Annotated in this window: 22 protein-coding genes; 8 read left to right on the plus strand and 14 right to left on the minus strand. The window is 68.0% G+C overall.

The genetic code is table 11. The annotated features are described in order from the left end of the window. On the minus strand, window positions 1–1,434 hold the full coding sequence (locus ACZY1G_RS26540; RefSeq protein WP_463824041.1) for a nitrate/nitrite transporter: 1,434 nt from the start codon (window positions 1,432–1,434) through the stop codon (window positions 1–3). A 176-nt stretch (window positions 1,435–1,610) separates the two neighbouring features. On the opposite strand from ACZY1G_RS26540, the gene ACZY1G_RS26545 reads away from it, so the two are divergent. The 4 genes from ACZY1G_RS26545 to ACZY1G_RS26560 all read left to right on the plus strand — a co-directional run bounded on the left by ACZY1G_RS26545 (window position 1,611) and on the right by ACZY1G_RS26560 (window position 6,454). Then, complete coding sequence (locus ACZY1G_RS26545) at window positions 1,611–1,964, plus strand: molybdopterin oxidoreductase (protein ID WP_463824042.1); 354 nt, start codon at window positions 1,611–1,613, stop codon at window positions 1,962–1,964. Between the two features lie 3 nt (window positions 1,965–1,967). Then, window positions 1,968–4,433, plus strand: a complete 2,466-nt coding sequence (nirB, locus tag ACZY1G_RS26550; RefSeq protein ID WP_463824043.1) for a nitrite reductase large subunit NirB — start codon at window positions 1,968–1,970, stop codon at window positions 4,431–4,433. Continuing rightward, entirely contained in the window at window positions 4,430–4,744 is a 315-nt protein-coding gene (locus ACZY1G_RS26555; protein WP_463818182.1) for a Rieske (2Fe-2S) protein, read from the plus strand. Before nirB ends, ACZY1G_RS26555 begins: the two co-directional genes overlap by 4 nt. Window positions 4,745–4,870: 126 nt before the next feature. After that, a complete protein-coding gene (locus ACZY1G_RS26560) occupies window positions 4,871–6,454 on the plus strand; it encodes an HNH endonuclease signature motif containing protein (protein ID WP_463824044.1) in 1,584 nt (527 codons plus the stop codon). Window positions 6,455–6,458: 4 nt separating this feature from the next. Here the strand turns inward: ACZY1G_RS26560 and ACZY1G_RS26565 are convergent, their stop codons facing one another. Genes ACZY1G_RS26565 through ACZY1G_RS26580 form a run of 4 tightly spaced genes read right to left on the minus strand, consistent with a single transcriptional unit; the run spans window position 6,459 to window position 9,903 of the window. Then, entirely contained in the window at window positions 6,459–6,851 is a 393-nt protein-coding gene (locus ACZY1G_RS26565) for a universal stress protein (protein WP_463818184.1), read from the minus strand. Continuing rightward, window positions 6,848–8,389 (minus strand): tripartite tricarboxylate transporter permease, encoded by a 1,542-nt coding sequence (locus ACZY1G_RS26570; protein ID WP_463818185.1) that lies wholly within the window; start codon window positions 8,387–8,389, stop codon window positions 6,848–6,850. Before ACZY1G_RS26570 ends, ACZY1G_RS26565 begins: the two co-directional genes overlap by 4 nt. Further along, window positions 8,390–8,917 carry a tripartite tricarboxylate transporter TctB family protein gene (locus ACZY1G_RS26575; protein ID WP_463824045.1) on the minus strand — a complete coding sequence of 176 codons (528 nt, stop codon included), beginning with the start codon at window positions 8,915–8,917 and terminating at the stop codon, window positions 8,390–8,392. Further along, window positions 8,914–9,903, minus strand: coding sequence for a Bug family tripartite tricarboxylate transporter substrate binding protein (locus ACZY1G_RS26580; protein WP_463818187.1), 990 nt, complete (start codon window positions 9,901–9,903; stop codon window positions 8,914–8,916). The genes ACZY1G_RS26575 and ACZY1G_RS26580 overlap by 4 nt, the downstream gene beginning before the upstream one ends. Window positions 9,904–10,052: 149 nt before the next feature. Between ACZY1G_RS26580 and ACZY1G_RS26585 the strand changes: the two genes are divergently transcribed. Further along, window positions 10,053–11,621 (plus strand): sensor histidine kinase, encoded by a 1,569-nt coding sequence (locus tag ACZY1G_RS26585; protein ID WP_463818287.1) that lies wholly within the window; start codon window positions 10,053–10,055, stop codon window positions 11,619–11,621. Further along, window positions 11,614–12,282, plus strand: coding sequence for a response regulator (locus ACZY1G_RS26590; protein WP_463818188.1), 669 nt, complete (start codon window positions 11,614–11,616; stop codon window positions 12,280–12,282). Before ACZY1G_RS26585 ends, ACZY1G_RS26590 begins: the two co-directional genes overlap by 8 nt. 1 nt (window position 12,283) lies before the next feature. Here ACZY1G_RS26590 and ACZY1G_RS26595 read toward each other — a convergent pair whose 3' ends face one another. Both ACZY1G_RS26595 and ACZY1G_RS26600 read right to left on the minus strand, forming a co-directional pair. Then, on the minus strand, window positions 12,284–12,946 hold the full coding sequence (locus ACZY1G_RS26595; protein WP_463818189.1) for a GntR family transcriptional regulator: 663 nt from the start codon (window positions 12,944–12,946) through the stop codon (window positions 12,284–12,286). Between the two features lie 15 nt (window positions 12,947–12,961). Beyond that, window positions 12,962–14,485, minus strand: coding sequence for a GMC family oxidoreductase (locus tag ACZY1G_RS26600; protein ID WP_463818190.1), 1,524 nt, complete (start codon window positions 14,483–14,485; stop codon window positions 12,962–12,964). 197 nt (window positions 14,486–14,682) lie between these two features. Here ACZY1G_RS26600 and ACZY1G_RS26605 point away from each other — a divergent pair, with 197 nt between their 5' ends. Further along, on the plus strand, window positions 14,683–15,414 hold the full coding sequence (locus ACZY1G_RS26605) for a type 1 glutamine amidotransferase (protein WP_463818191.1): 732 nt from the start codon (window positions 14,683–14,685) through the stop codon (window positions 15,412–15,414). Here the strand turns inward: ACZY1G_RS26605 and ACZY1G_RS26610 are convergent. Beyond that, window positions 15,384–16,745: a TIGR01777 family oxidoreductase gene (locus tag ACZY1G_RS26610; protein WP_463824046.1), complete on the minus strand. Its 1,362-nt coding sequence runs from the start codon at window positions 16,743–16,745 to the stop codon at window positions 15,384–15,386. The genes ACZY1G_RS26605 and ACZY1G_RS26610 overlap by 31 nt on opposite strands. Before the next feature lie 107 nt (window positions 16,746–16,852). On the opposite strand from ACZY1G_RS26610, the gene ACZY1G_RS26615 reads away from it, so the two are divergent. Next, window positions 16,853–17,521 (plus strand): phosphoribosyltransferase, encoded by a 669-nt coding sequence (locus ACZY1G_RS26615; RefSeq protein WP_463818193.1) that lies wholly within the window; start codon window positions 16,853–16,855, stop codon window positions 17,519–17,521. A 6-nt stretch (window positions 17,522–17,527) separates the two neighbouring features. On the opposite strand, the gene ACZY1G_RS26620 is transcribed toward ACZY1G_RS26615, so the two are convergent. The 6 genes from ACZY1G_RS26620 to pgeF all read right to left on the minus strand — a co-directional run bounded on the left by ACZY1G_RS26620 (window position 17,528) and on the right by pgeF (window position 21,523). Beyond that, complete coding sequence (locus ACZY1G_RS26620) at window positions 17,528–17,848, minus strand: DUF308 domain-containing protein (protein ID WP_463824047.1); 321 nt, start codon at window positions 17,846–17,848, stop codon at window positions 17,528–17,530. 11 nt (window positions 17,849–17,859) lie between these two features. Next, window positions 17,860–18,678 carry a DivIVA-like cell division protein Wag31 gene (gene wag31 / locus ACZY1G_RS26625; RefSeq protein WP_463818195.1) on the minus strand — a complete coding sequence of 273 codons (819 nt, stop codon included), beginning with the start codon at window positions 18,676–18,678 and terminating at the stop codon, window positions 17,860–17,862. A gap of 215 nt (window positions 18,679–18,893) precedes the next feature. Then, window positions 18,894–19,184 (minus strand): YggT family protein, encoded by a 291-nt coding sequence (locus ACZY1G_RS26630; protein ID WP_335330485.1) that lies wholly within the window; start codon window positions 19,182–19,184, stop codon window positions 18,894–18,896. 148 nt (window positions 19,185–19,332) lie between these two features. Further along, window positions 19,333–20,001 carry a cell division protein SepF gene (locus ACZY1G_RS26635; protein ID WP_463818196.1) on the minus strand — a complete coding sequence of 223 codons (669 nt, stop codon included), beginning with the start codon at window positions 19,999–20,001 and terminating at the stop codon, window positions 19,333–19,335. Further along, window positions 19,998–20,813 carry a YggS family pyridoxal phosphate-dependent enzyme gene (locus ACZY1G_RS26640; protein ID WP_463818197.1) on the minus strand — a complete coding sequence of 272 codons (816 nt, stop codon included), beginning with the start codon at window positions 20,811–20,813 and terminating at the stop codon, window positions 19,998–20,000. The genes ACZY1G_RS26635 and ACZY1G_RS26640 overlap by 4 nt, the downstream gene beginning before the upstream one ends. Beyond that, window positions 20,810–21,523, minus strand: a complete 714-nt coding sequence (pgeF, locus tag ACZY1G_RS26645; protein ID WP_463824048.1) for a peptidoglycan editing factor PgeF — start codon at window positions 21,521–21,523, stop codon at window positions 20,810–20,812. Before pgeF ends, ACZY1G_RS26640 begins: the two co-directional genes overlap by 4 nt. Window positions 21,524–21,535 lie beyond the last annotated feature (12 nt).

The raw sequence follows: 21,535 nt of genomic DNA on the forward strand, positions 1-21,535 counted from the left end.
TTATCCGGCGGCGACCGGCGTGGCCGACCGTCCGAGGTGTTCACCGCTGCGGGCACGGTTCTCCCCGAGGCGCAGGAACACGACCCAGGTCACGATGGCGCAGACCACGTAGAAGATGCCGAACACCCAGAACGCGTTGGTCGCCGACTTCGCGTCGCCGACGTAGGACGCCCGCAGCACGATGTTGATGAACACGCCTCCCAGCGCGCCGACGGCGCCGGCGAATCCGATCAGCGCACCCGACATCGCCCGCGACCACGCGGCCTTCTGCTCACGGTCCAGATCGTCGCGACCCTGGGCCTTGGCTTCGAAGATCGACGGAATCATCTTGTAGGTCGAGCCGTTGCCGATGCCCGACAGCACGAACAGCAGGATGAAACCGGCGAGATAGCCCGCCATCTGACCGCCGGTGGCCGCGCCAGCCTGCGCGTCATCCAGTGTCCCCGCGACGATCAGGATGCCGGCGGCGAACATCATCGCCACGAAGGTGTAGAGCGTGATCTTGCCGCCGCCGATACGGTCGGCGAGCTTGCCGCCGAACGGACGCGAGATCGAACCGAGAAGCGGCCCGAGAAAGGCGATCTGAGCGGCGTGCAGCGAGGCCTGAGCGGGGCTGTCGCCGCCGGCGAGATAGTTGATCTGCAGCACCTGGCCGAAGGCGAACGAGAAGCCGATGAACGAACCGAAGGTGCCGATGTAGAGGAAGCTCATCACCCAGGAATGCTTGAAGCGCAGCGCTTCGGTGAGTGCGCCGAGATTCGATTTCTGGTTCCGCAGGTTGTCCATCTTCAGCGCCGCACCCAGCGCGGCCGCGCTGATCGCCACGAGGTAGACCGCACAGACGATCTCGGGCCTTGTGTTGCCGGCGGTGGCGATCACCAGCAGGCCAATGAGCTGGATGACCGGTACGCCGATGTTGCCGCCGCCGGCGTTGAGCCCGAGCGCCCAGCCTTTGAGCCGCTGCGGGTAGAACGCGTTGATGTTGGTCATCGAGGAGGCGAAGTTCCCGCCGCCGAAGCCGGCGAAGGCGGCGACGACCAGATAGGTGGTGTAGGACGCCGGGTTCTTCATGAAGTACAGCGTCAGCAGGGTCGGGATGAGCAGCAGCAGAGCACTGACGATCGTCCAGTTCCGTCCGCCGAACCGGGCCGGGGCGATGGTATAGGGGATGCGCATGAACGCACCCACCAGCGTCGGCACCGCGACGAGGTAGAACTTGCCCGCCGCGTCGATGCCGTAGACGTTCTGCGGCATGAAGAGCACCATCACCGACCAGATCGACCAGACGGAGAAGCCGACGTGTTCGGCGATCACCGACCAGACGAGATTGCGGCGCGCGACGTCCTTGCCGCCCGCCTCCCAGGCTTGGGTGTCTTCGGGATCCCAGTGCTCGATGTCGCGCTTGCCCGCTGTTCCGGATGTCGCTGTTGCCATGGGGTCAGTGAAAGCCCAGGTCATTCCCTACCCGTTGCACCTCGATGACGCAGAAGAAAACTCGCCCTCACATCGCCTGCCGGCTCACCGTGAGGCGCCCGCGATGTGAGCGGGGGTATCCACGGGCGCAGCATCGCCGAAACCATACGGAAACACGGGGCTCCTAGCTTCACAGGATGTCCGATGGAAGCAGTCCGCGTTTCCTGCAAGGGGTTTTCGCCTTTGCCGGGGGCGGCTATGACGCGCCCCTGCCCGTAGATGCCTCGTTGCGGTACGTGGTGCCCGCGGGCGCCATCGCGCAACCTGTGTACTTCCGTGGCGGCAATTCGACCGACGAGATGATCAGCGTCGTGCTCTATCGGGACGGCGCTCCGATGCGGTACTTCCCGATAGCCGCCAAGGGCGCCACCCATGTTGCGCTACGAGTCGTCGAGGATCTGCTCGCCGACACCGAGCTCGAGCTCTACGTGAGCGCGCCCGACGGGGTGGCGGGAACCGTGATCGTCGATCTCGGTCTGGTCGAGGTGTAGACGGTGGCGCAACGCCTCGTCGTCGTCGGCAACGGGATGGCCGGCATCCGCGCGCTGGAGGAGATCCTCGCCCGGGGCGGTGGTGAGCAGTTCCAGATCACCGTCTTCGGCGACGAGCCGTACGGCAACTACAACCGCATCCTGTTGTCGAACGTGTTGGCCGGGGCCGACGATCCGACCGACATCTACCTCAATGCGCTGGACTGGTACGCCGACAACGACATCGAGCTGCGCGCCGGGGTGCGCGTGGTGCGGCTGGACACGTTCGCGCACCTCGTACACGCCGACGACGGCACCACACTGCACTACGACAAGCTGATCCTCGCGACCGGTAGTCGCTCGTTCTTCCCGCCGATGGCCGGACTGTGGGCCGACGACAAGACATTGGCCGACGGGGTTTTCGGATTCCGCACACTCGACGACACCGCGTCGATGATCGCCGAGGCGGCGCACCGCACCAAGGCGGTCGTGGTCGGGGGCGGTCTGCTGGGTCTCGAAGCCGCGCGCGGGCTGCAGAACCGCGGTCTCGCAGTGGATGTCGTGCATGCCGGCCCCACGCTGATGAACGCGCAACTCGACGACCCCGCTGGGGCGATCCTGCGGGCATCGGTCGAATCGCTGGGCATCGGGGTACACACGGAGAAGCGCACCAGTGAGGTCCTGGTGACCGACGGGCGACTGACCGGCATCCGGTTCTCCGACGGCTCCCGGCTGGACTGCGACATGCTGGTGATCGCCGCCGGCATCCGGCCGAATGTCGGCCTGGCACAACGGGCCGGGCTCACGGTGGAACGCGCGATCGTCACCGACGACCACATGCGCTCGATCGATGACGACGACGTCTACGTCGTCGGCGAGTGCGCCCAGCATCGCGGCCAGGTCTACGGTCTGGTGGCCCCGCTGTGGGAGCAGGCCCGCGTGCTGGCCGATCATCTCACCGGCGCGGACGTCACCGCCGCCTACCACGGCTCGCGGGTGGCGACGAAGCTCAAGGTGGCCGGGGTCGACGTCGCCTCGATGGGCGTCAAGGCACCCGAGCATCCCGATGACGAGTTCGTGCAGTACAGCGAACCCAAACACGGCGTGTACAAGACCGTGGTGATCCGCGACGGCAAGCTGGTGGGCGCCACGTTGGTCGGCGACGTGTCCAAGGTGTCGTTCCTGACCCAGGCGTTCGACAGCGGGCTGCCGCTACCCGACGAGCGGGTGGCGCTGATGTTCGACATCGGCACCCCCGAGGTCGGCGTCGGTATCGCCGAGCTCGCTGACGACGCCCAGGTGTGCAACTGCAACGGTGTGTCCAAGGGCGCGCTGGTGGAATGCGTGCAGGACGGTACGACGTCGGTGACCGGAGTGATGGCGAAGACCAAGGCGGGCAAGGGGTGTGGCTCCTGTAAAGAGCTGGTCTGCCAGGTCGTGGAGTGGGCGGCCGGAGGTGCTGTCACCGAGGATCCGTCGGCGTCCTGGTACGTACCCGCGTTGCCGTACGACAAGCAGACTCTGATGAGCCACATCCGTGAACTCCAATTGCATTCGGTGTCATCGGTGTTCGCTGCGCTTGCTCCCGACGGCAAGCCCGACGCCGGCTCGAAGATGGCGCTCGCGTCGCTGCTGGAGATGATGTGGGCCGACGAGTTCGTCGACGAACGCGACGCCCGGTTCATCAACGATCGCGTGCATGCCAACATCCAGCGGGACGGCACGTTCTCGGTGGTGCCGCAGATGAAGGGCGGCGTGACCAGCGCCGCTCAGCTGCGCAAGATCGCCGACGTCGCCGACAAATACGACATCCCGATGATCAAGTGCACCGGTGGTCAGCGGATCGACCTTCTGGGCATCCGCAAAGAGGACCTTCCCGCGGTGTGGGCAGATCTGGACATGCCGTCCGGATATGCCTACGGCAAGAGTTTCCGGACGGTGAAAACCTGTGTGGGGAGCGACTTCTGCCGCTACGGGGTGGGCGACTCGACGGCGTTGGGCATCGCGATCGAAGAGCGCTATCAGGGGCTGGCCAGCCCGGCGAAGATGAAGCTGGCCGTCACGGGGTGCCCGCGCAACTGCGCGGAGGCGCTGTGCAAGGACCTCGGGGTGGTCGCTGTCGAGGGCGGCCGCTGGGAGATCTACGTCGGTGGGGCGGCCGGGGCGCACATCCGCAAAGGTGACCTGCTGGCGACGGTGGACTCCGCCGACGAGGTGATGACGCTGACGGGCCGATTCCTGCAGTACTACCGGGAGAGCGCAAAGTGGTTGGAGCGCACGTACAGCTGGGTGCCGAGGGTCGGGATCGACCACATCCGGGCAGTGGTGGTCGAGGACGCCGACGGGTTGGCCGCGGGGCTGGACGAGCGGATGCAGAAGTCGGTTGACGCGTACCGGGATCCGTGGCTCGATGGTCGAGAGCCTCAGACCAACGGGCAGTTTCGGACGTCGCTGCCGCTGCTGCCGCTCCCCCAGGTGCCGGTGCGATGACCGTTGAGGTCGGCTCGCTCGACGAGATACCGCTAGGCGAGGGACGCACGTTCGCGGTCGGCGGGCGCCAGGTGGCGGTGTTTCGCCTCCGAGACGAGACGCTGCGCGCGCTCGACGCGGTCTGCCCGCATCGGGGCGGCCCGCTCGCCGACGGGCTCACCGACGACTGCGTGGTGGTGTGCCCGCTGCACGGGCACACCTTCGACCTGTCCACGGGCACTGAGGTATCCGGCACGGTATCCGGCACCGACTTCGCGGTACGCAGCTACCCCGTGCAGGTTGTTGACGGGACGATCAGGCTGACCCTGTAGGGCGTTACCACAGAGGTCTGACACGAATCACGCTGCGCAGGCGGTTTATTCACGGCGTGGTCGTTATCCACAGCTGACCGCAGATGGCGTGGCGGAGAGCAGCGGCACGCGCATAGATTCGACGGTATGTTCGAACGTTTCGTCAGCGGCGCCACCACCCCTGGTGAGCGGGTGCGGGCGTATGCGCGGGTCGAGAACGCCGCCTGCGCGGCGCGGTTGTCGGCGATGGCCGATCTGCTCGAGCGGGCCTACGCCTCCTCGGGTTCGGCCGAACGCGAGCAGTGGCGTTGCGACAATTGGTCGTCGGTGTGTGCGCAGATCGGGGCGGCGCAGACACTCACCAGTGGGATGGTCAACGCGCTGCTGACCAATGCAGTCATACTGCGGGATCGACTGCCCGAGGTCGCCGCGGTCTTCGCCGAGGGGCTGATCACCTATCTGCTGGTGCGCACCATCTGCAGTCGGACCTCGCTGGTGCAGGACCCTGCCGCACTGCGGGCGATCGATGCTGAGCTGGCCGGGCAGCTGCGCATGTGGGGTGTCAAGTCGCTGAGTCAGACCGAGGCCGACATCGACACCCTCGTGCTGCGTCACGATCCGTATGCGGTGCGCCGGGCGGAGGAAGTGGTGCGGACGACGGGGGTCACCGTGTACACCGATGGCTCCACCGGAGTCGCACATGTGGACGCGACCGTCACCGCCACAGACGGCGCCGCATTCGACCGGCGCGCCGACCTGCTGGCCCGCACGGTGTGCGAGCGGGATCCGCGCACGTTGGATCAGCGCCGCGCTGCAGCGTTGGGAGCGATGGGCTTCGGCTGGGACCGGTTGCCCTGCATGTGCGAGGAACCCGATTGCGACGCCGCCGCCAGACCCCCCGTCGGCGGGGTCGTCATCCATGTCATCGCCCGTGAGGACGCCGTCGGCGGCGTGGGCAACGGAACGCCGACAGACCCCGAGCCCGCGGCCGAAATACCACAGCCACGGACAGGCGATCCCACCGCGCAGCGTCGCGCTCTGGCGGGCACATCGCCGAAGATGGTGTCAAAACCGTTGGGCGGCTTTACCATTCCTCAGCTCATCGCCGAAGTGAACGCAGACCCCGGCGAGTTCAGTCCGGCGTCGCCCGGCATAGTCCTCGGCGGTCCGGTGCTGCCCGCGGCGGTCGTCGCACAACTCGCGATGCACGCCAGGACCACGAAGCTGATCCATCCCGGCCGGGCCACGCCGGAACCGCGCTACCGACCCTCGCAAGCATTGGCCGACTTCGTGCGAGGACGAGACCTGACCTGCCGTCACCCCGGCTGCACCCGGCCCGTCGACGACCTCGACCACACGATCCCGTATCCGTGGGGACCGACGTGCGCGTCGAATCTGGCTGGATACTGCCGTCAGCACCATCTGCTGAAAACCTTCTGGCCGGGCTGGTCGAACGTACAGCACCCCGATGGGACGATCGTTTTCACAGACCCTGACGGCCACATCTCGACGAGCTACCCGGGCAGCCGATTGTTGTTCCCCGAACTGTCCGAACCCACCGCACCGGTCGACGAGTGCGGCGCCCCACCCCCGAGACAAGGTGCCGGCCTCGCCATGCCGAAGCGGCGGATCACCCGCATGCAGGCGAGGCGACAACGCGTTGACGCCGAGCGAAAACGTAACGCGCCCTGGGCGGAGCAGCATCTGCGCGAGTCGATCCCAGCGTTCTAGCGGATCACCCCTCGGGGGGTTTGACCGCCAGCACCGGCTTGGGGCACTCCAGGATCAACTTCTGAGCGACGCTGCCCAGCAGGAGCTTGCCGACCGGGCTGCGGTGCCGGATGCCCACGACGAGCAGTTGCGCCTCGTCGCGGTTCATCGCGGTCAGCAGCTCGTCGGCGGCGTCGACACCCACGGGCTGGGTCAGCTGGTAGGCAACCCCGCATTCCCGAAGGCGCGCCTCGACGTCGTGTAGCTCCGCTTCGCCGGCGAATCGCGAATCCACATACGATTCACCGGATGTCGCGTTGATGACGAACAGGTCGGTGTTGCGCAGCTTGGCCTCGGAGATGCCGTGCTCGAGCGCGGCCTGGCCGAACTCATCTGCGGTATACCCGATGACGATCACAGCTGACCCGCCTTTTCCTTCTGATCCTTGTCGTCCTCGACCACCAGCAACGATTCCTCACTGCGGTGCATCAACCGCAGCACCAGCGGTGCGAGCAGCAGCAAGGCCATCAGGATGTAGGTGACGATCGCGACCGGCTCGGTGAACAGGTTGCCCCAGTCGCCGCCGCCGAGCTGCAGGCTCTGCCGCAGTTGGCGTTCGATGCGTGGGCCGAGGATGACGCCGATGATGAGCGGTAGCACCGGAAGTCCGAAGCGCCGCATCATCAGACCCATGAGCCCGAAGATCAGCAGCAGAACCAAATCGAGCGGTTGCAGGTTGACCGCGAACGCGCCGAGCGTGGCGAAGAACAGGATGCCCGCGTACAGGTAGGGCCGCGGGGTGCGCAGCAGCTTGGCCCACAGCGGCGCCAGCGGCAGGTTCAGCACCAGGAGAAGGAAGTTGCCGATGAACAGGCTGGCGATCAGCGTCCAGATCAGCAGCGGCTCTTTCTCGAACAGCGTCGGACCCGGCTGGATGCCATAGGACACGAACGCCGTCAGCATCACCGCGGCGGTCGCGTTGGTCGGCAGACCGAGCGACAGCATCGGCACCAACGTGCCTGCAGCCGAGGCGTTGTTGGCGGCCTCCGGCCCGGCGACGCCTTCGATGGCGCCCTTGCCGAACTCCTCGGGATGCTTCGAGAGCTTCTTCTCGGTGATGTAGCTCAGGAACGTCGGCAGCTCGGCGCCACCGGCGGGCAGTGCACCGAACGGGAACCCGAACGCGGTGCCGCGCAGCCACGGCTTCCACGAGCGGCCCCAGTCCTGCTTGCTCATCCACGGGCGTCCCACCGGGATCACGTCGGCCGGGCGGCGGCGCAGATGCGCGGCCACCCACAGCGCCTCACCGAGGGCGAACACCGCGACCGCGATCACGACGATGTCGATCCCATCGGCGAGCAACGGGATGCCGAACGTGGCGCGCGGCTGTCCGGTCAGCGAGTCGATGCCCACGATGCCGATCGCCAGGCCCAGCAGCAGAGAGATCAACCCGCGCATCTTCGACGATCCGAGCACGGCGGTGACGGCGACGAGCGCGAACAGCATGATCGCGAGGTACGACGGCGCGCCGAGCGTGACGGCGAAGCGCGAGATCGCCGGTGCGAACGCGGCCAACAGCGCGGTACCGATCGACCCCGCGACGAACGATCCGATCGCCGCTGTGGCAAGGGCTTGCGCGGCCCGCCCCGCTTTCGCCATCTTGTTGCCCTCGATCGCGGTGATCACCGACGACGATTCGCCCGGGGTGTTCAACAGGATCGAGGTAGTGGAGCCGCCGTACATGCCTCCGTAGAAGATGCCGGCGAACATGATGAACGCCGCACTGGGGCTGACGTTGTACGTGATCGGCAGCAGCAGAGCCACCGTCATTGCGGGCCCGATGCCCGGTAGCACGCCGACCGCGGTGCCCAGCAGCACGCCGATCACGGCGTACAGCAGGTTCATCGGGGTGGCGGCCTCGGCGAAGCCCTGAAGGAGCCAGTCGAAGTTTCCCATTTACAGAATCCCATCCAGAACGCCTGCGGGCAGCGGGATTCCGAGCCCGGAGTAGAACGCGTAGAAGCTGGCGACCGATAGCACGGCACCGATCGCGATGTTGCGCACGTAATGCTTGCTGCCGAGCACGGTGGCGCACCCGGCAAAGAACAGTCCCCCGGCGATCGCCCACCCGAGCGGCTGCACGAGCACGATCAGCAGGATGAAGAGACCGACGAGCAGGCCGACCGTGCGCCAGTCGCTGGGCATGTTCGGGTCGATGTCCTCACCCGCATCGGCTTCACCGCGGGACCCGCGGGGAATCGCGATGGCCAACACCACCGCCATCACCAGCAGGCCGATACCGATGGCGATCGGGAACAACCGGGGCCCAACGGGATCGACCTTGGCGTAACCGCCGGGCATCGTCACACCGTTGAAGACGAGGAATGCGCCGACGACCACCATCACCGCGCAGACGACATACTGCGCGTAGTCCGGCCGGGCCGGCGCTTCCGTGGTCTGCTCAGTCCGCTCGATCTCGCTCATACCAGCCCCAGATCCGTCAACGTCGTCTCCACCCGTTGGTCCTGCTCCGCGAGGAAGTCCTCGAACGGCTGCCCCGTCATGAAGGCGTCGGACCACCCGTTCTTCACCAGCGCCTCTTTCCAGGCGTCGGTCGCGTGCATCTCTTCCAGCACCTTGATCATCGCGTCCCGGTCCTCGTCGGAAATCCCCGGCGGCGCAAGCACTCCGCGCCAGTTGGTGAAGGTCAGGTCGATACCCGCCTCCTTCAGCGTGGGCGCGTCGACGCCCTCGACCCGCTCGTCACCCGACACGGCGAGCACCCGCACCTGGCCCGATTCGATCTGGTCGACGTACTCGCCGAGACCGGAGGTGCCCGCGGCGATCTTGTTGCCCAGCAACGCCGTCAGCAGATCGCCGCCGCCGTCGTACGACACGTAGTTGACCTTCGTCGGGTCGACGCCCGCCGCCTTGGCGGTCTCCATAGGGAACAGGTGATCGGGGCCGCCCGGGTTCGAGCCGCCGCCGACGGTGACCTTGGCCGGGTCGGCCTTCCATGCCGCGACGAAATCGGCCACGGTCTTGAACGGTGAGGACGCCGGGACCAGGATGCCCTCCTGCTCCTCCACCATCTTGGCCAGCGCGGTCGCATTGGAGGCTCGGGCCTTGGAGCCATTGGTGAACGTCGCGCCCACCACGCCCAGACCCATCATCATCATCAGGTCGCCGTTGCCTTTTTCGTTGATCAGCCGGGCCATCGCGACGGTTCCGCCGGCGCCGATCACGTTGAAGACCTCGACGCGGCCAGTGATCTTGTCGTCTTCCATGACCTTGACCGCGGTGCGCGCAGTCAGGTCGTACCCGCCGCCCGGGCTGTTCGGCACCATCATGCGTAGCCGATGCAGCCCGGTGTCCTCGCCGCGCGTCACACCGCATGCTGTGAACAGCAGTGCGGCGATCATGGCAAGGACGATGCCGGCGACCGGTGTGCGCCGGCCCGATGCGAACATGTCGTCCTCCGTCAGTCGATTGTGATGCTCAGCAATACTGGACCCCGACAGTGACTCAGGTCACGCATAAGAACGCAAAGGAAATTCTGGTCATTAAGAACATCCCGCTCGCCCGCAGCCTGGCCGCCCAATTCCTGGCGTTCCAGCTGATGGTGGTCGCGGTCGTGCTGATCGCGGTCGGGGCGGTGTCGGTGGCCCAGTCGACCAGTGAATTCCGTGAGGCGCGCGGTACACGGATGATCGCGGTGGCCGAGAACATGGCCTCCACACCCATCGTGCGGGAACGCATCGAACGCGCGCCCGCCGATCCCTTCGCCAGCCGCATCCTGGCCCCGGAAGTCGACCGGGCGGTCGCGCTGTCGGGGGCCACCCTGGCCGAGATCCTGGCCCCTTCTGGCACGGTGTGGGTGTCCTCGGATCCCTCCCGGGTCGGGGCGCGGGTGGATCTCGGGCCGAGTCGCGCCGATGAGGGCCGCGCCTGGTACGGCGACGCGGATGTCGACGGCACACACAGCCTGGTCGGTCAGGTGCCGATCCTGTCCCCCGACGGTGACGTGCTGGCGATCGCCTCGGTCAGCGAGGGCTATCCGTCGGTGTGGGCGCTGCTGTCCGGTGCGGGTGAGCGGCTGTTGGTCTACCTCGGCCTCGGAGCCGCCCTCGGCCTCGTCGCGTCCTACCTGCTGTCGCGCCGGATCAAGCGGCACACCCGCGGTCTGGAGGTGACGGAGATCGCCAGCCTGGCCGATCACCGAGAAGCGTTGCTGCACAGCATTCGAGAGGGCGTCATCGCGGTCAACAACGACGGAGAGATCACCGTGCTCAACGACAGCGCCCAGGAGTTGCTGGAGGTGGGCGCCGACGCGGTCGGCAAGCGGGTCGACGAGGTGGGGATCGATCCCGCCGTGGTGGCCCTGCTGATCCCGGGCGGGTCGACCCGATCGGCCTCTGATGACACAGAAGACACGGTGATCGCTACCAGGACGCGGGTGTTGGCGCTGAGCCGCCGTGCCGCCACCAGCGGCGGTGAGCGGATCGGTACCGTCACCACGATGCGCGACAGCACTGAACTCGCTGCGCTGCAAGGCCAGCTGTCCTCCCACAAGAGTGTCACCGACACCCTGCGGGCGCAGACTCACGAGTTCGCCAACCAACTGCACACGATCTCCGGGCTGGTCCAACTCGGCGAATACGACGCCGTGCGCGATCTGGTCGGCACGTTGACACGGCGCCGGGCGGAGATCAGCGATGCAGTCACACAACGCATTTCCGATCCCGCGGTGGCGGCGCTGTTGATCGCCAAGACCTCGCTGGCGGCCGAGAGCGGGGTTGCCCTCGCGCTGTCGCCCGAGTCGCATCTGGCACCACTGGACCCCGCACTGGCCACCGACGTGATCACGCTGCTGGGCAACCTGATCGACAATGCGGTCGACGTCTCGGTCGGGGCGCCGGAACCCGTCGTGACGGTGGAGATCGACGACAGCGACGGACTGGAGATCATCGTGCGCGACACCGGACCCGGGGTACCCGAGCATCTTCGGGAGACGATCTTCTCCCGCGGGGTCACGTCCAAACCGGACGTGCCCGGCGGGCGCGGGATCGGTCTGGCCTTGGTGCGGCTCGTCACTGCCGCACACGGCGGGAGCGTCGGCGTGAGTGACGTCCCCGACGGCGGCGCCGAGTTCACCGTGCGCCTACAGGGGGTGCGCACCGATGCGTGACGTGCTGGTCGTCGACGACGATTTCATGGTCGCCGAGATCCACCGGCGCTTCGTGGACCGGGTCGACGGCTTCCGCGTCGTCGGTGTGGCCCGCACCGGCGGCGAGGCGCTGCGCGCCGCGCGGGAACACCATCCCGACCTGATCCTGCTCGACGTGTACCTGCCGGACATGACCGGACTCGACGTGCTCCAGCGGTTGCGGGCCGACGGCGACAGAGTGGGCGTCATCATGATCACCGCGGCGCGCGAACTCGACACGGTCAGCGGCGCGCTGGACGGCGGGGCGGCCGACTATCTGATCAAGCCCTTCGAATTCGACCAGCTGCAGACCAAGCTGGTTGCCTACGCCGCTCGCGCCGACGCACTGGAGACCGCGGGCGGTGTGGACCAGTCGTTGATCGATTCACTGTTCGGCGGGCCGACGGTGCCCGCAGCCGCGAAGGTGCTACCGAAGGGGCTGGGCGCCGAGACCGGCGAGCTGGTTCTCGCGGCCGTACGCGACGCCGGCGAGGTCTCTGCCGCCGAATGCGCTGACCTGGTCGGCATTTCGAGGGTCAGTGCCCGCCGCTACCTCGAGCACTATCTGAGCGCCGGAACGGTGGAGCTGCGTCTGCAGTACGGGGTGGGTCGGCCCGAACGCAGATACCGGATGGCCCGCTGAGCTAGCTGTCGGCGTCGTCCACGATCTGGGTCAGCGTCAGCCAGTTGCGCTGCGCGGCCTCGGCGGCACCATCGGCATCTCCCTTGCGGCACAGCGCAAGAATCCGTTTGTGTTCGGCGATCGAGCTCCGGCCCGACAGCGACGAGAACCGGAGGTACTCCAAACGCCTCAACACCGGGGTCACCTGGTCGAGCACCTGTGCGATCACCGGATTGGCGCTGGCCCGCACCGCGACGCCGTGGAATTCGTCGTCGGCGCGGATGGCCGCCTCCGCGTCCCCGCTTGCCAGCGCTGCCGCGAATGCCTCGTTCGCGCGAGCCATCTCGGCGTAGTCGGCCCTGTCCATCAGCGGTACCGCCGTGCGGGCCGCCAATGCGTGCATGGCGGCGGCCACGTCCTGGGCGTTGAGCACGGCACGGCCCTCGATGGCCGAGACCACCGTCGACCGGCCGGGCACCGTGTGCACCAAGCCCGAGGCCTCCAGCCGAGCCAGCGCCTCGCGGATCGGGGTTCTACTGACTCCCAACCACTCCTCGAGCTCCGGATCTCGCAGCTTCTCTCCGGGTGCCAGCGTGCCGTTGACGATCGCGTCGCGCAGGGACTCGTAGGCCTGCTCGCGCAGCAGCGATCGGCGATGTCTGCCACGCTCGACCGGTACCGGCATGCAAAGTATCGTATATCAGCGTCGCGCACTCTCCCTGATCATCGCCGCTGCCTTCTCGGCGATCATCATCGTCGCGGCGTTCGTGTTGACTCCGACGATGCGCGGCATGATCGACGCGTCGGCGACGCGCACACCCTCGAGGCCCTGCACCTTCAGTTGCGGATCGACCACCGCGTCGGCACCGATACCCATCGCGCAACTGCCGACCGGGTGGTAGTAGGTCCCCGTTGCACGCCGGACGAAGTCCCGCAGTCCCCGGCGATCGACGACGTCGGCGCCGGGGAGCACCTCGCCGGCGTACCAGTCCCGAAACGGCTCCGCAGCCAGGATCTCGCGCGCGACGTCGACGCCGTGCACCATCCGCCGGACGTCCGATTCCGCGGTCAGGTAGCCGGGATCGATGATCGGCGGTGTCTGCGGGTTCGGTCCGGCCAGTCGCACGCTCCCGCGGGACTCCGGCACCATCGCCACGGCCACGGTGAAGCTGTTGACCGGCGCGGACAGGTGCGGGGGGTGGAACGGCACGTGGATGAACATCAACTGCATGTCCGGGCCGTCGAGGGACGGATCGCTGCGCCACGTCATCGATGTCTCCGCGAGGTTGGTCTTGCCCGCCGGAATCGGTTGCGCCGCTTCACACACCACACCGCACAGCGGATGGTCATGCAGGTTGCGCCCGACCCCGGGAAGATCGTGGAGGACGGGGATGCCGGCCTCGGTCAGTTCGGCGGCCGGCCCCACACCGGAGAGCAGGAGCAGACGGGGCGAATCCACCGCTCCGGCACTGACGATCACCTCAGCCTCGGCGTACGCGCGGAGAACACGGCCGCCCCTGCGATATTCGACACCTACGCAGCGGCTGTCCTGGACGAGAAGCCGATGCGCCCGCGCGCCCGTTGCCACCGTGAGGTTGGGCCGGGCTCGCGCCGGATGCAGATATGCGAGGGCAGCACTCTGGCGACGACCATCGGTGATCGAGAGATCATGCCATCCAACACCTTCGGACCGGGCGCCGTTGAAGTCATCGGTGATCGGATATCCGGCTGCGGCTGCCGCCCGAACGAACACCCCCGAGAGCGTGTTTGCCTCATCCGGCGCGACCGGTGCCGGCTGGAGCGGTCCACTCCGTCCGCGGTGTGCCGGATCACCCGCAGGAACGCTCTCCATCCGCTGGAAATAGGGAAGCACCGACGCGTGATCCCAACCCCGGCATCCCTGCGCGGCCCATCCGTCGAAATCGCTCGGATGCCCCCGCAGGTACACCATCGCGTTGATGCTGCCGCTGCCCCCGAGGGTCTGCCCGCGCGGCCAGGCATGTCGCAGGCCACCGGTCCCGGATTGCGCCACAGTGTCATATGCGTAGTCGACCTCGGTGCCCCACAGCGTGGGCCACAGCGGCGGCGTCGCTATCTGCGGGTGGCTGTCCTCGCCGCCGGATTCCAGCAGCAGGACCCGAGCCGACGGGTCCTCGGACAGGCGCGCCGCGATGACGCATCCTGCTGACCCCGCACCCACCACGACGTAGTCGTAACTGTCCACGAATTGTCCTCGTCTTCCTGTGTTGTCGAGCGATCCGGCGCCAGATCACGGTGTGCGCACCCGCTCGCCGGTCCCGAATCCCTTGGCAATATATTGCACATTGCACATCGTGGAACGACGCGCGGGTATTCCCGTCGCGACAGCAGGCACCACGGTGATGCCTCCCCCGGGGGCAAGGTCAACACGAAGACGGGATAATGACCGGCGTGGCATCCAAGGTTCTGTTCCTGCGCAACGAGCACATGGCCACCGAGGCACTGCTCGGCGAGGCGTTCGCCGAGCACGGCTTCGACGTCGACCATTTCCAGGTGGTACCGCCCGATCGGGTGGACTCCCCCGCGATCGAGGTGACGTTCCCCGATCCGACCCACTACGACGTCATCGTGCCGCTCGGCGCGCGCTGGCCGGTCTACGATCCCGCGCTGCGCGAGACCTGGGTCGGCGCCGAGATGGCGCTCCTGCGTGATGCAACCGACGCCGGGGTCGCGCTGCTGGGCGTCTGCTTCGGTGGTCAGTTGCTCGCCCAGACCTTCGGCGGCTCGGTGGCGCGCTCACCGCGGCCCGAAATCGGCTGGTACGACGTGCTCAGCGATCGGCCCGACATCGTGCCCGGCGGTCCGTGGTTCCAATGGCATTTCGACCGATGGACACTGCCTCCTGGCGCCACGGAGCTCGCCAGAACCCCCAACGCCTCGCAGGCCTTTCTGCTCGGCCGCGCTCTGGGCCTGCAATTCCACCCGGAGATCGACACCGACCTGCTGAGCACGTGGCTGGCCGACGATCGCGACGGTGACGTCGCCGCGGCCGGCCTCGATCACGACCAGTTACTCACCCGCACAGCCGATCTCGCCGGTGACGTCGCCGGGCGAATCCGGACGCTGGTGTCCGGATTCGTCACTCACGTGGTAGGCAGCTCCCGCCCCAGCTGATGGGCGAGCGCCTCAGCGACGTGGTTGTGACGGAACGGGTGCCCGGCGGCCAGCAACTTGGTCGGCAGCACCCGCTGGCTCGCCTCGGCCAGTTCACGAGCGCCCTGCGCGCCCAGCAGGACGCGGGGACCGAGGCTCGGCACGGGCAGCAGCGCGGGCCGATGCAGCACGCGCGCAAGCTCTTTGGTGTACTCGCTGTTGCGCACCGGCTCCGGGGCCACCGCGTTGACGGGACCCTGGAGTTCCGCGTCGTAGAGCGCCCGATGGTAGACGTCGACCAGGTCGTCCAACCCGATCCAGGACAGCCACTGCCTACCGTCGCCGACGCGCCCGCCCAGACCCGCGGCGAACAGCGGACGGAGCAGCTTCAGCGTGCCGCCCGCGGCTGCCTGGACGATCCCGGTGCGCACCAGCACGACGCGCAACCCGGCGTCCGCGGCAGGCACGGTCGCAGCCTCCCAGTCGGTCACCACCTCGGCGAGGAACCCGTCGCCGCGTGAACCGTCCTCGGTCAGCGTGACATCGCCGCGGTCGTAGCCGTAGTAGCCGATGGCCGACGCGCAGATGAACGTCGACGGGCCGTCCTCCGTCGCGGCGGCCGCTTCGGCGAGGCGGCGGGTCGGCTCGATTCGGCTGTCGCGGATCGCTTTTTGATGAGCATCGGTGAAGCGGCCTGCGATCGACTCGCCGGCCAGGTGGATGACGGCGTTCACGCCGCGCAGCAGATCCGCGGCAGGCGCCGCCGGATCCCAGTGACGCTCGTCGGCGTTCTCGGCGGGCCGCCGCACGAGCCGGATCACGCGGTGCCCGCCGGTGGTGAGGAACGCGCACAGCGCCGCGCCGACCAGACCCGACGCGCCGGTGACTGCGATGACGAGTGGCTGCGTCCCCGCCACCTCGGCGCGCTGGTGCGCCGCGAGGTCGCCGATCAGCTGCCGGTGCCGGTAGGCGAACGTCGGCCGCAGCAGCGACGCAGGCACCACCGACTCGACCCGGTCGTTGATGCGGGTGCCTGACCCCCCCTCGTCGAACGTGTGGGTGTGCCGCCACGGCCCGGCCAGGTGCGGGGGCCAGGACGTCACTCCGTCGGACGAGAGTTCGTCGACGAATCGGTGCCCGGCGACGTAGGCGTCGGGCTGATGGCGGGCCACCCAGCGCAGCCCGCCCGGCAGGCCCAGCACCGCCACGCCGTCGGAAAGCGACTGCGCTTCGGAGACCACGGTCATCGGCTGCCACGGCGGAACGAGTCGCCGCATGGCGCCCGGTCGCGCGTGCCACTCCCACACGTCACGCAGCGGGTGCTCCACCACGCTGTCGTAGTCGATGCCCATGACTCTCCCGTCGTCGATCAGTCATTCGTCACCATGTGGGGTCCGGATTGCCCCGCTTCACCGCGGGACGGGGTACCCGGAAGCGATACTCCTCACGAAGGTGTGACATGACCAGTGCCGCGCGACCCTTTCACGACCGCCGCGAGGCGGGCGAGGTGCTCGCGCGGGACCTCGCCATCTACCGCGACCGACCGGACCTCACTGTGCTCGGCTTGGCGAGGGGCGGGGTGCCGGTCGGCTGGGCAGTGGCGGCCACTCTGCAGGTGCCGTTCGACGTCTGCCTCGTACGCAAGCTCGGCACACCGCAGTGGCCGGAACTCGCCATGGGTGCGGTCGCCACCGGCGGCGCCATCGTGCTGAACGAGGACGTGATCGGCAGCCTCGGGTTGAGCGACGCCGAAGTGCGCGCGGTAGCGGAACGCGAGACCGCCGAACTCCATCGACGCGAACGCGCATACCGGGGCGGGCGTGTGCCCCTCGACGTCGGCGACCGCACCGTGATCCTGGTCGACGACGGCGTCGCCACCGGAGCCAGCATGGCGGCCGCGGTCCGCTCGGTTCGCCGGCTCGGGGCCACCCACGTCATCGTCGGCGTTCCCGTGGGGCCACGGTCGGTGTGTCGCGCTCTGGCGTCGGTGGCCGACGACGTGGTGTGCTCGGTCGTGCCAGCCGACTTCAGCGCAGTGGGGCAGGCCTACGCAGACTTCCACCAGTTGACCGACGACGAGGTCCGCGAGGTGCTGTCCACCGCAACAACGAAAAGGGTTGCGGACTAGCGCTTTTCAGCTCTTGGTCGGGCCCTCGTCGGACCGCTCGGTGGCGGGCACGGGCTCCTCGTCGGGGTAGTCATCGTCGTCCAGGGCGACGGGCGCCTCGTCGGGGTAGTCCTCGACGGCCTCGTCGGCGGCGTCGGCGGCATCCGCCTCGGCCGCCTCGTCGGCAGACCCCTTCGACCGATCGCGCAGCGCATCGACGATGAGCAGGATCACGCCGATCAGGCTGGCCGCGATGCAGACCCACGCGATCAGTGCATTGCTGGTGACGACGGCCAGCACCAAGGCCGCGAGGCCGATGACCGCGAGGACGAGCGCAACGATGAGCATGGACTACGAGGCTAGTTGTTTCCCCGGTTGAACTGGTTGAATCCGCCGTCACTGTTGGCGCCGGAGTCGACCGGAGCGGCCGAGCCGCGCTGACCGAGCTCTTCGAGCTGCGACTCGAGGTAGGTCTTCAGACGGGTCCGGTACTCGCGTTCGAACGTCCGGAGCTGCTCCAACCGGCCCTCGAGCACGGTGCGCTGCTGGTTGATCGTGCCCATGATCTCGGAGTGCTTGCGCTCGGCGTCGGCCTGAAGAGCGTCGGCCTTCTCCTGTGCCTGCCGCAGCTGCGCCTCCGAACGGCTCTGCGCATCGGCGAGCATCGCGTCGGCCCGCTGGCGCGCCTCCGTGACCGTGGTCTCGGCGGTTTGCCGTGCCTCGGCGACCATCGCGTCGGCCTGCGCACGGGCGTCCGAGAGCATCTTCTCCGACTCGGACTTGGCGCCGTTGGTCAGGCGATCCGCGGTGTCCTGCGCCAGGCTGAGGATCTTCGCTGCCCGCAGGTGCTGATCCTCGGGGGCCGGTGCGGCCTGCTGCGCCGCGGGTGCTTCGTACACCGGCTGCGGTTCCGGCTCGGGCTCGGGCTCGGGCTCGTACACCGGGAGGGTCTGAGTCGGCTGGGCGGCCGCGGCCGCCCCACCGGACTGCGCCGAGGCGAGCTCGGAGTCGAGCTCGGCGACGCGCTGCCGCAGGTCGGTGTTCTCTTCGATCAGGCGGGACAGCTCGTTCTCGACGAGATCGAGGAACGCGTCGACCTCGTCCTCGTTGTAGCCGCGCTTGCCGATGGGTGGCTTGCTGAAAGCAACGTTGTGCACGTCGGCAGGAGTGAGCGGCATCGTCTGCCCCCTTGAGTCTGGATCGTCAAAACGATCTCACAGTGTAAAGCCTGGCTTGAAGGTAACTGGCGTCCATCCTGTCACACCAGACCCTGCGGTTGCAGTCGAGGGCGATAAATACATCGAAACTCCACCTGGGCGACCGGGCGCCCACCGCAGGGCTATCCTGCCCGCTGCCGGGCCGGACGCCACAAACGCCCTGTTCCAGGCCGGTGTCAGACCGCCGCGCCGAACGCCAGCTGCATACCGATGAACGCCGCAAGCAGCAGCACCATGATGGACAGGTCGAAGCGCACCGCCCCGATGGTCAGTTGCGGAATGATGCGCCGCAACAACTTCACCGGTGGGTCCGTCAACGTCATGATCACCTCGAGGACCACCACAGTCGCGCCGCGCGGATGCCAGTCCCGGCTGAACGAGCGGATGAACTCGACCACGACCCTCGCGATCAGCAGCAGCCAGAAGACGAACAGCGCGAATCCCAGGATCTCGAAGAAGAGCCCCAACGGAAGGTGACCTCACTCCCAGCAGATGTGACGGGGAAGCCGGCGCGAGACCGCACCGGCTTCGCCAGCCTACCCGTGCACGAGGGGTGCGCGACCGCTGGTGTTCGCGCTACGGATAGGCGCTACCGGTAGGCATCACTGGTAGGCATCACTGGTAGGCGTAGAACCCGGCCTCGGCGATCCGGCGACGCTGCTCCGCGGTGACGTCCACGTCGGCCGGCGACAGCAGGAAGACCTTCGTGGCCACCTTGTCGAACGAGCCACGCAGCGCAAAGGCCAGGCCGGCGGCGAAGTCGACGAGCCGCTTGGCATCGGCGTTGTCCATCGAGACCAGATCCATGATCACCGGGGTGCCGTCGCGGAAGCGCTCACCGATCGTGCGCGCCTCGCTGTAGTCCTTGGGGCGCAGCGTGGTGATCTTCGCCAGCGGGCTGCCGGCTTCGAACAGCTCGGCCATGCCGCGGGGGTCCATGGCCAGCGCGCCGCGAGTCGATCCCCGCATCGCACCGAAACGCGGTGGCGTGCGGTCGAATTCACGCGGCGAACGCATCCGGGCCTCGAATCGTCCGTCGTCGAAGCCGCCGGCCATGGCGCCGGGCATACCAACCCGGTAGGCGGCGGGCTCGTCGTACTCGCGGCGCCGACCCTCGGGCAGGTCGTCGTAGCCGCGCGTGTAGCCCTCGTCCTCGAAGCGATCCTCACGGGGGCGGCGGTAGCTGCGGGCGGGTCCGCGCTCGTCGTCCTCGTAGTAGTCGTCCTCGTAATCGTCCATGGGGGCCATACCGAAGTAGGCCTTGACCTTGTGCAGTGTGCTCATTGTGAGGACCCCTCGTGCGGTGATGACCGATGCCCGGAATGTGTTGTCTGTGATGAAGGTGTGACTCGTGTGACTTCTGGTGGAGACGTTAGCGGTCGGTCGCCCAACAGCGCGGTACCGACACGCACACACGTCGATCCGTGTCGCACCGCCGCCTCGAGGTCCCCGGACATGCCCGCCGACAGCTCGAGCGGTCGCCCGCACCACTGCTGCACGCGCTCACGTTCCTGCGCCAACCGCGCGAAAGCCGCGTCGGCGTCGGCGCCGACCGGCGGGATCGCCATCAGCCCGACCAGCGTCAGGGCGGGCGCCTCGTCGACTGCGGCGCACAGCGCGTCGAGCCGCTGCGGCGCGTCGACGTCGACGCCGCCCCGACTCTCGTCGCCATCGAGGCTGACCTGCACGAACACCCGCAGCGGCGCGCCGCGCGCCGCACTCTGCAGCGCGTCCTCTGCTGAGCGGGCCAGCGCCGCAACCACTTTGGGGCTGTCGACGGAATGCGCCGCATAGGCCCAGGTACCGATGGAACGAGCCTTGTTGCGCTGGATGCGGCCGATCATGTGCCAGCGGACCTTGCCCGCGAGCTGGGGTAGCTCGTCGACCTTGCGGGTGGCTTCCTGATCGCGCGATTCGCCGAAAGACCTGCAGCCCAGTCCATACAGCGTGGCGATGTCGGAGGCCGGGAAGAACTTGGTGACCGGGAGCAGCTCGATCTCGTCGGGTGGGCGGCCCGCCGCCTCGGCAGCTCGGACGAGCCGGTCGCGCAGCTGCGTGAGGTTGTCGTGCAACTCCTGTTCGCGGTCGGCGGTCACGGTGCCGGTTCCAGCCAGATCAGAGACGCCAGCCGGCCCGTCGGCGCGCCGCGGCGATGGCTGAACAGGTTCGGATCGGCATAGGTGCAGCGCGGGTCGACGTCGATCGCGGTGACACCGAGTGCGTGCAGCTGCCGCGCGATACCGGCGCGCAGGTCAAGACCGGGCGTGCCACGTCTAGTGCGGGTGCGGCTGCCGGGCAGGAGACGCTCCACCTCGTCGGCCATCTCGGCGGGGACCTCGTAGTTGGGTCCACTGACGGCGGGACCCAACAAGACCGAGATGTCGTCCACGCGGGCGCCGGCCTCGACCATGACCTCGACCGCGCGCGGCACGATCCCGCCCGCGGCCCCGACGCGACCGGCATGCACCGCGCCGATCACACCGTGGCGGGCATCGGCCAGCAGCACGGGGACACAGTCGGCTGTCACCACCGCGAGCCCGAGCGACGGCGTCGTCGTCACCAGGCCGTCGGTGTCGTCGATGGTCTCGCCACCGCGATCCACCACCGCCACCCGCGTGCTGTGGGTCTGGTTCATCCACACCACACCGTCGGTCCCCAGACCGGTGGCCGTGGCGAGCCGACTCCGATTGGACGCCACCGCAGCGGGATCGTCGCCAACGTGGTCACCGAGGTTGAAGGTCGCGAAGGGGGGTTTTGACACCCCGCCGGCGCGGGTGGTGGTGACACGGCGCACCCGGAACATCACGTGCGAGAGGTG

This window comes from Mycobacterium sp. IDUB_5 (genome assembly GCF_055419565.1).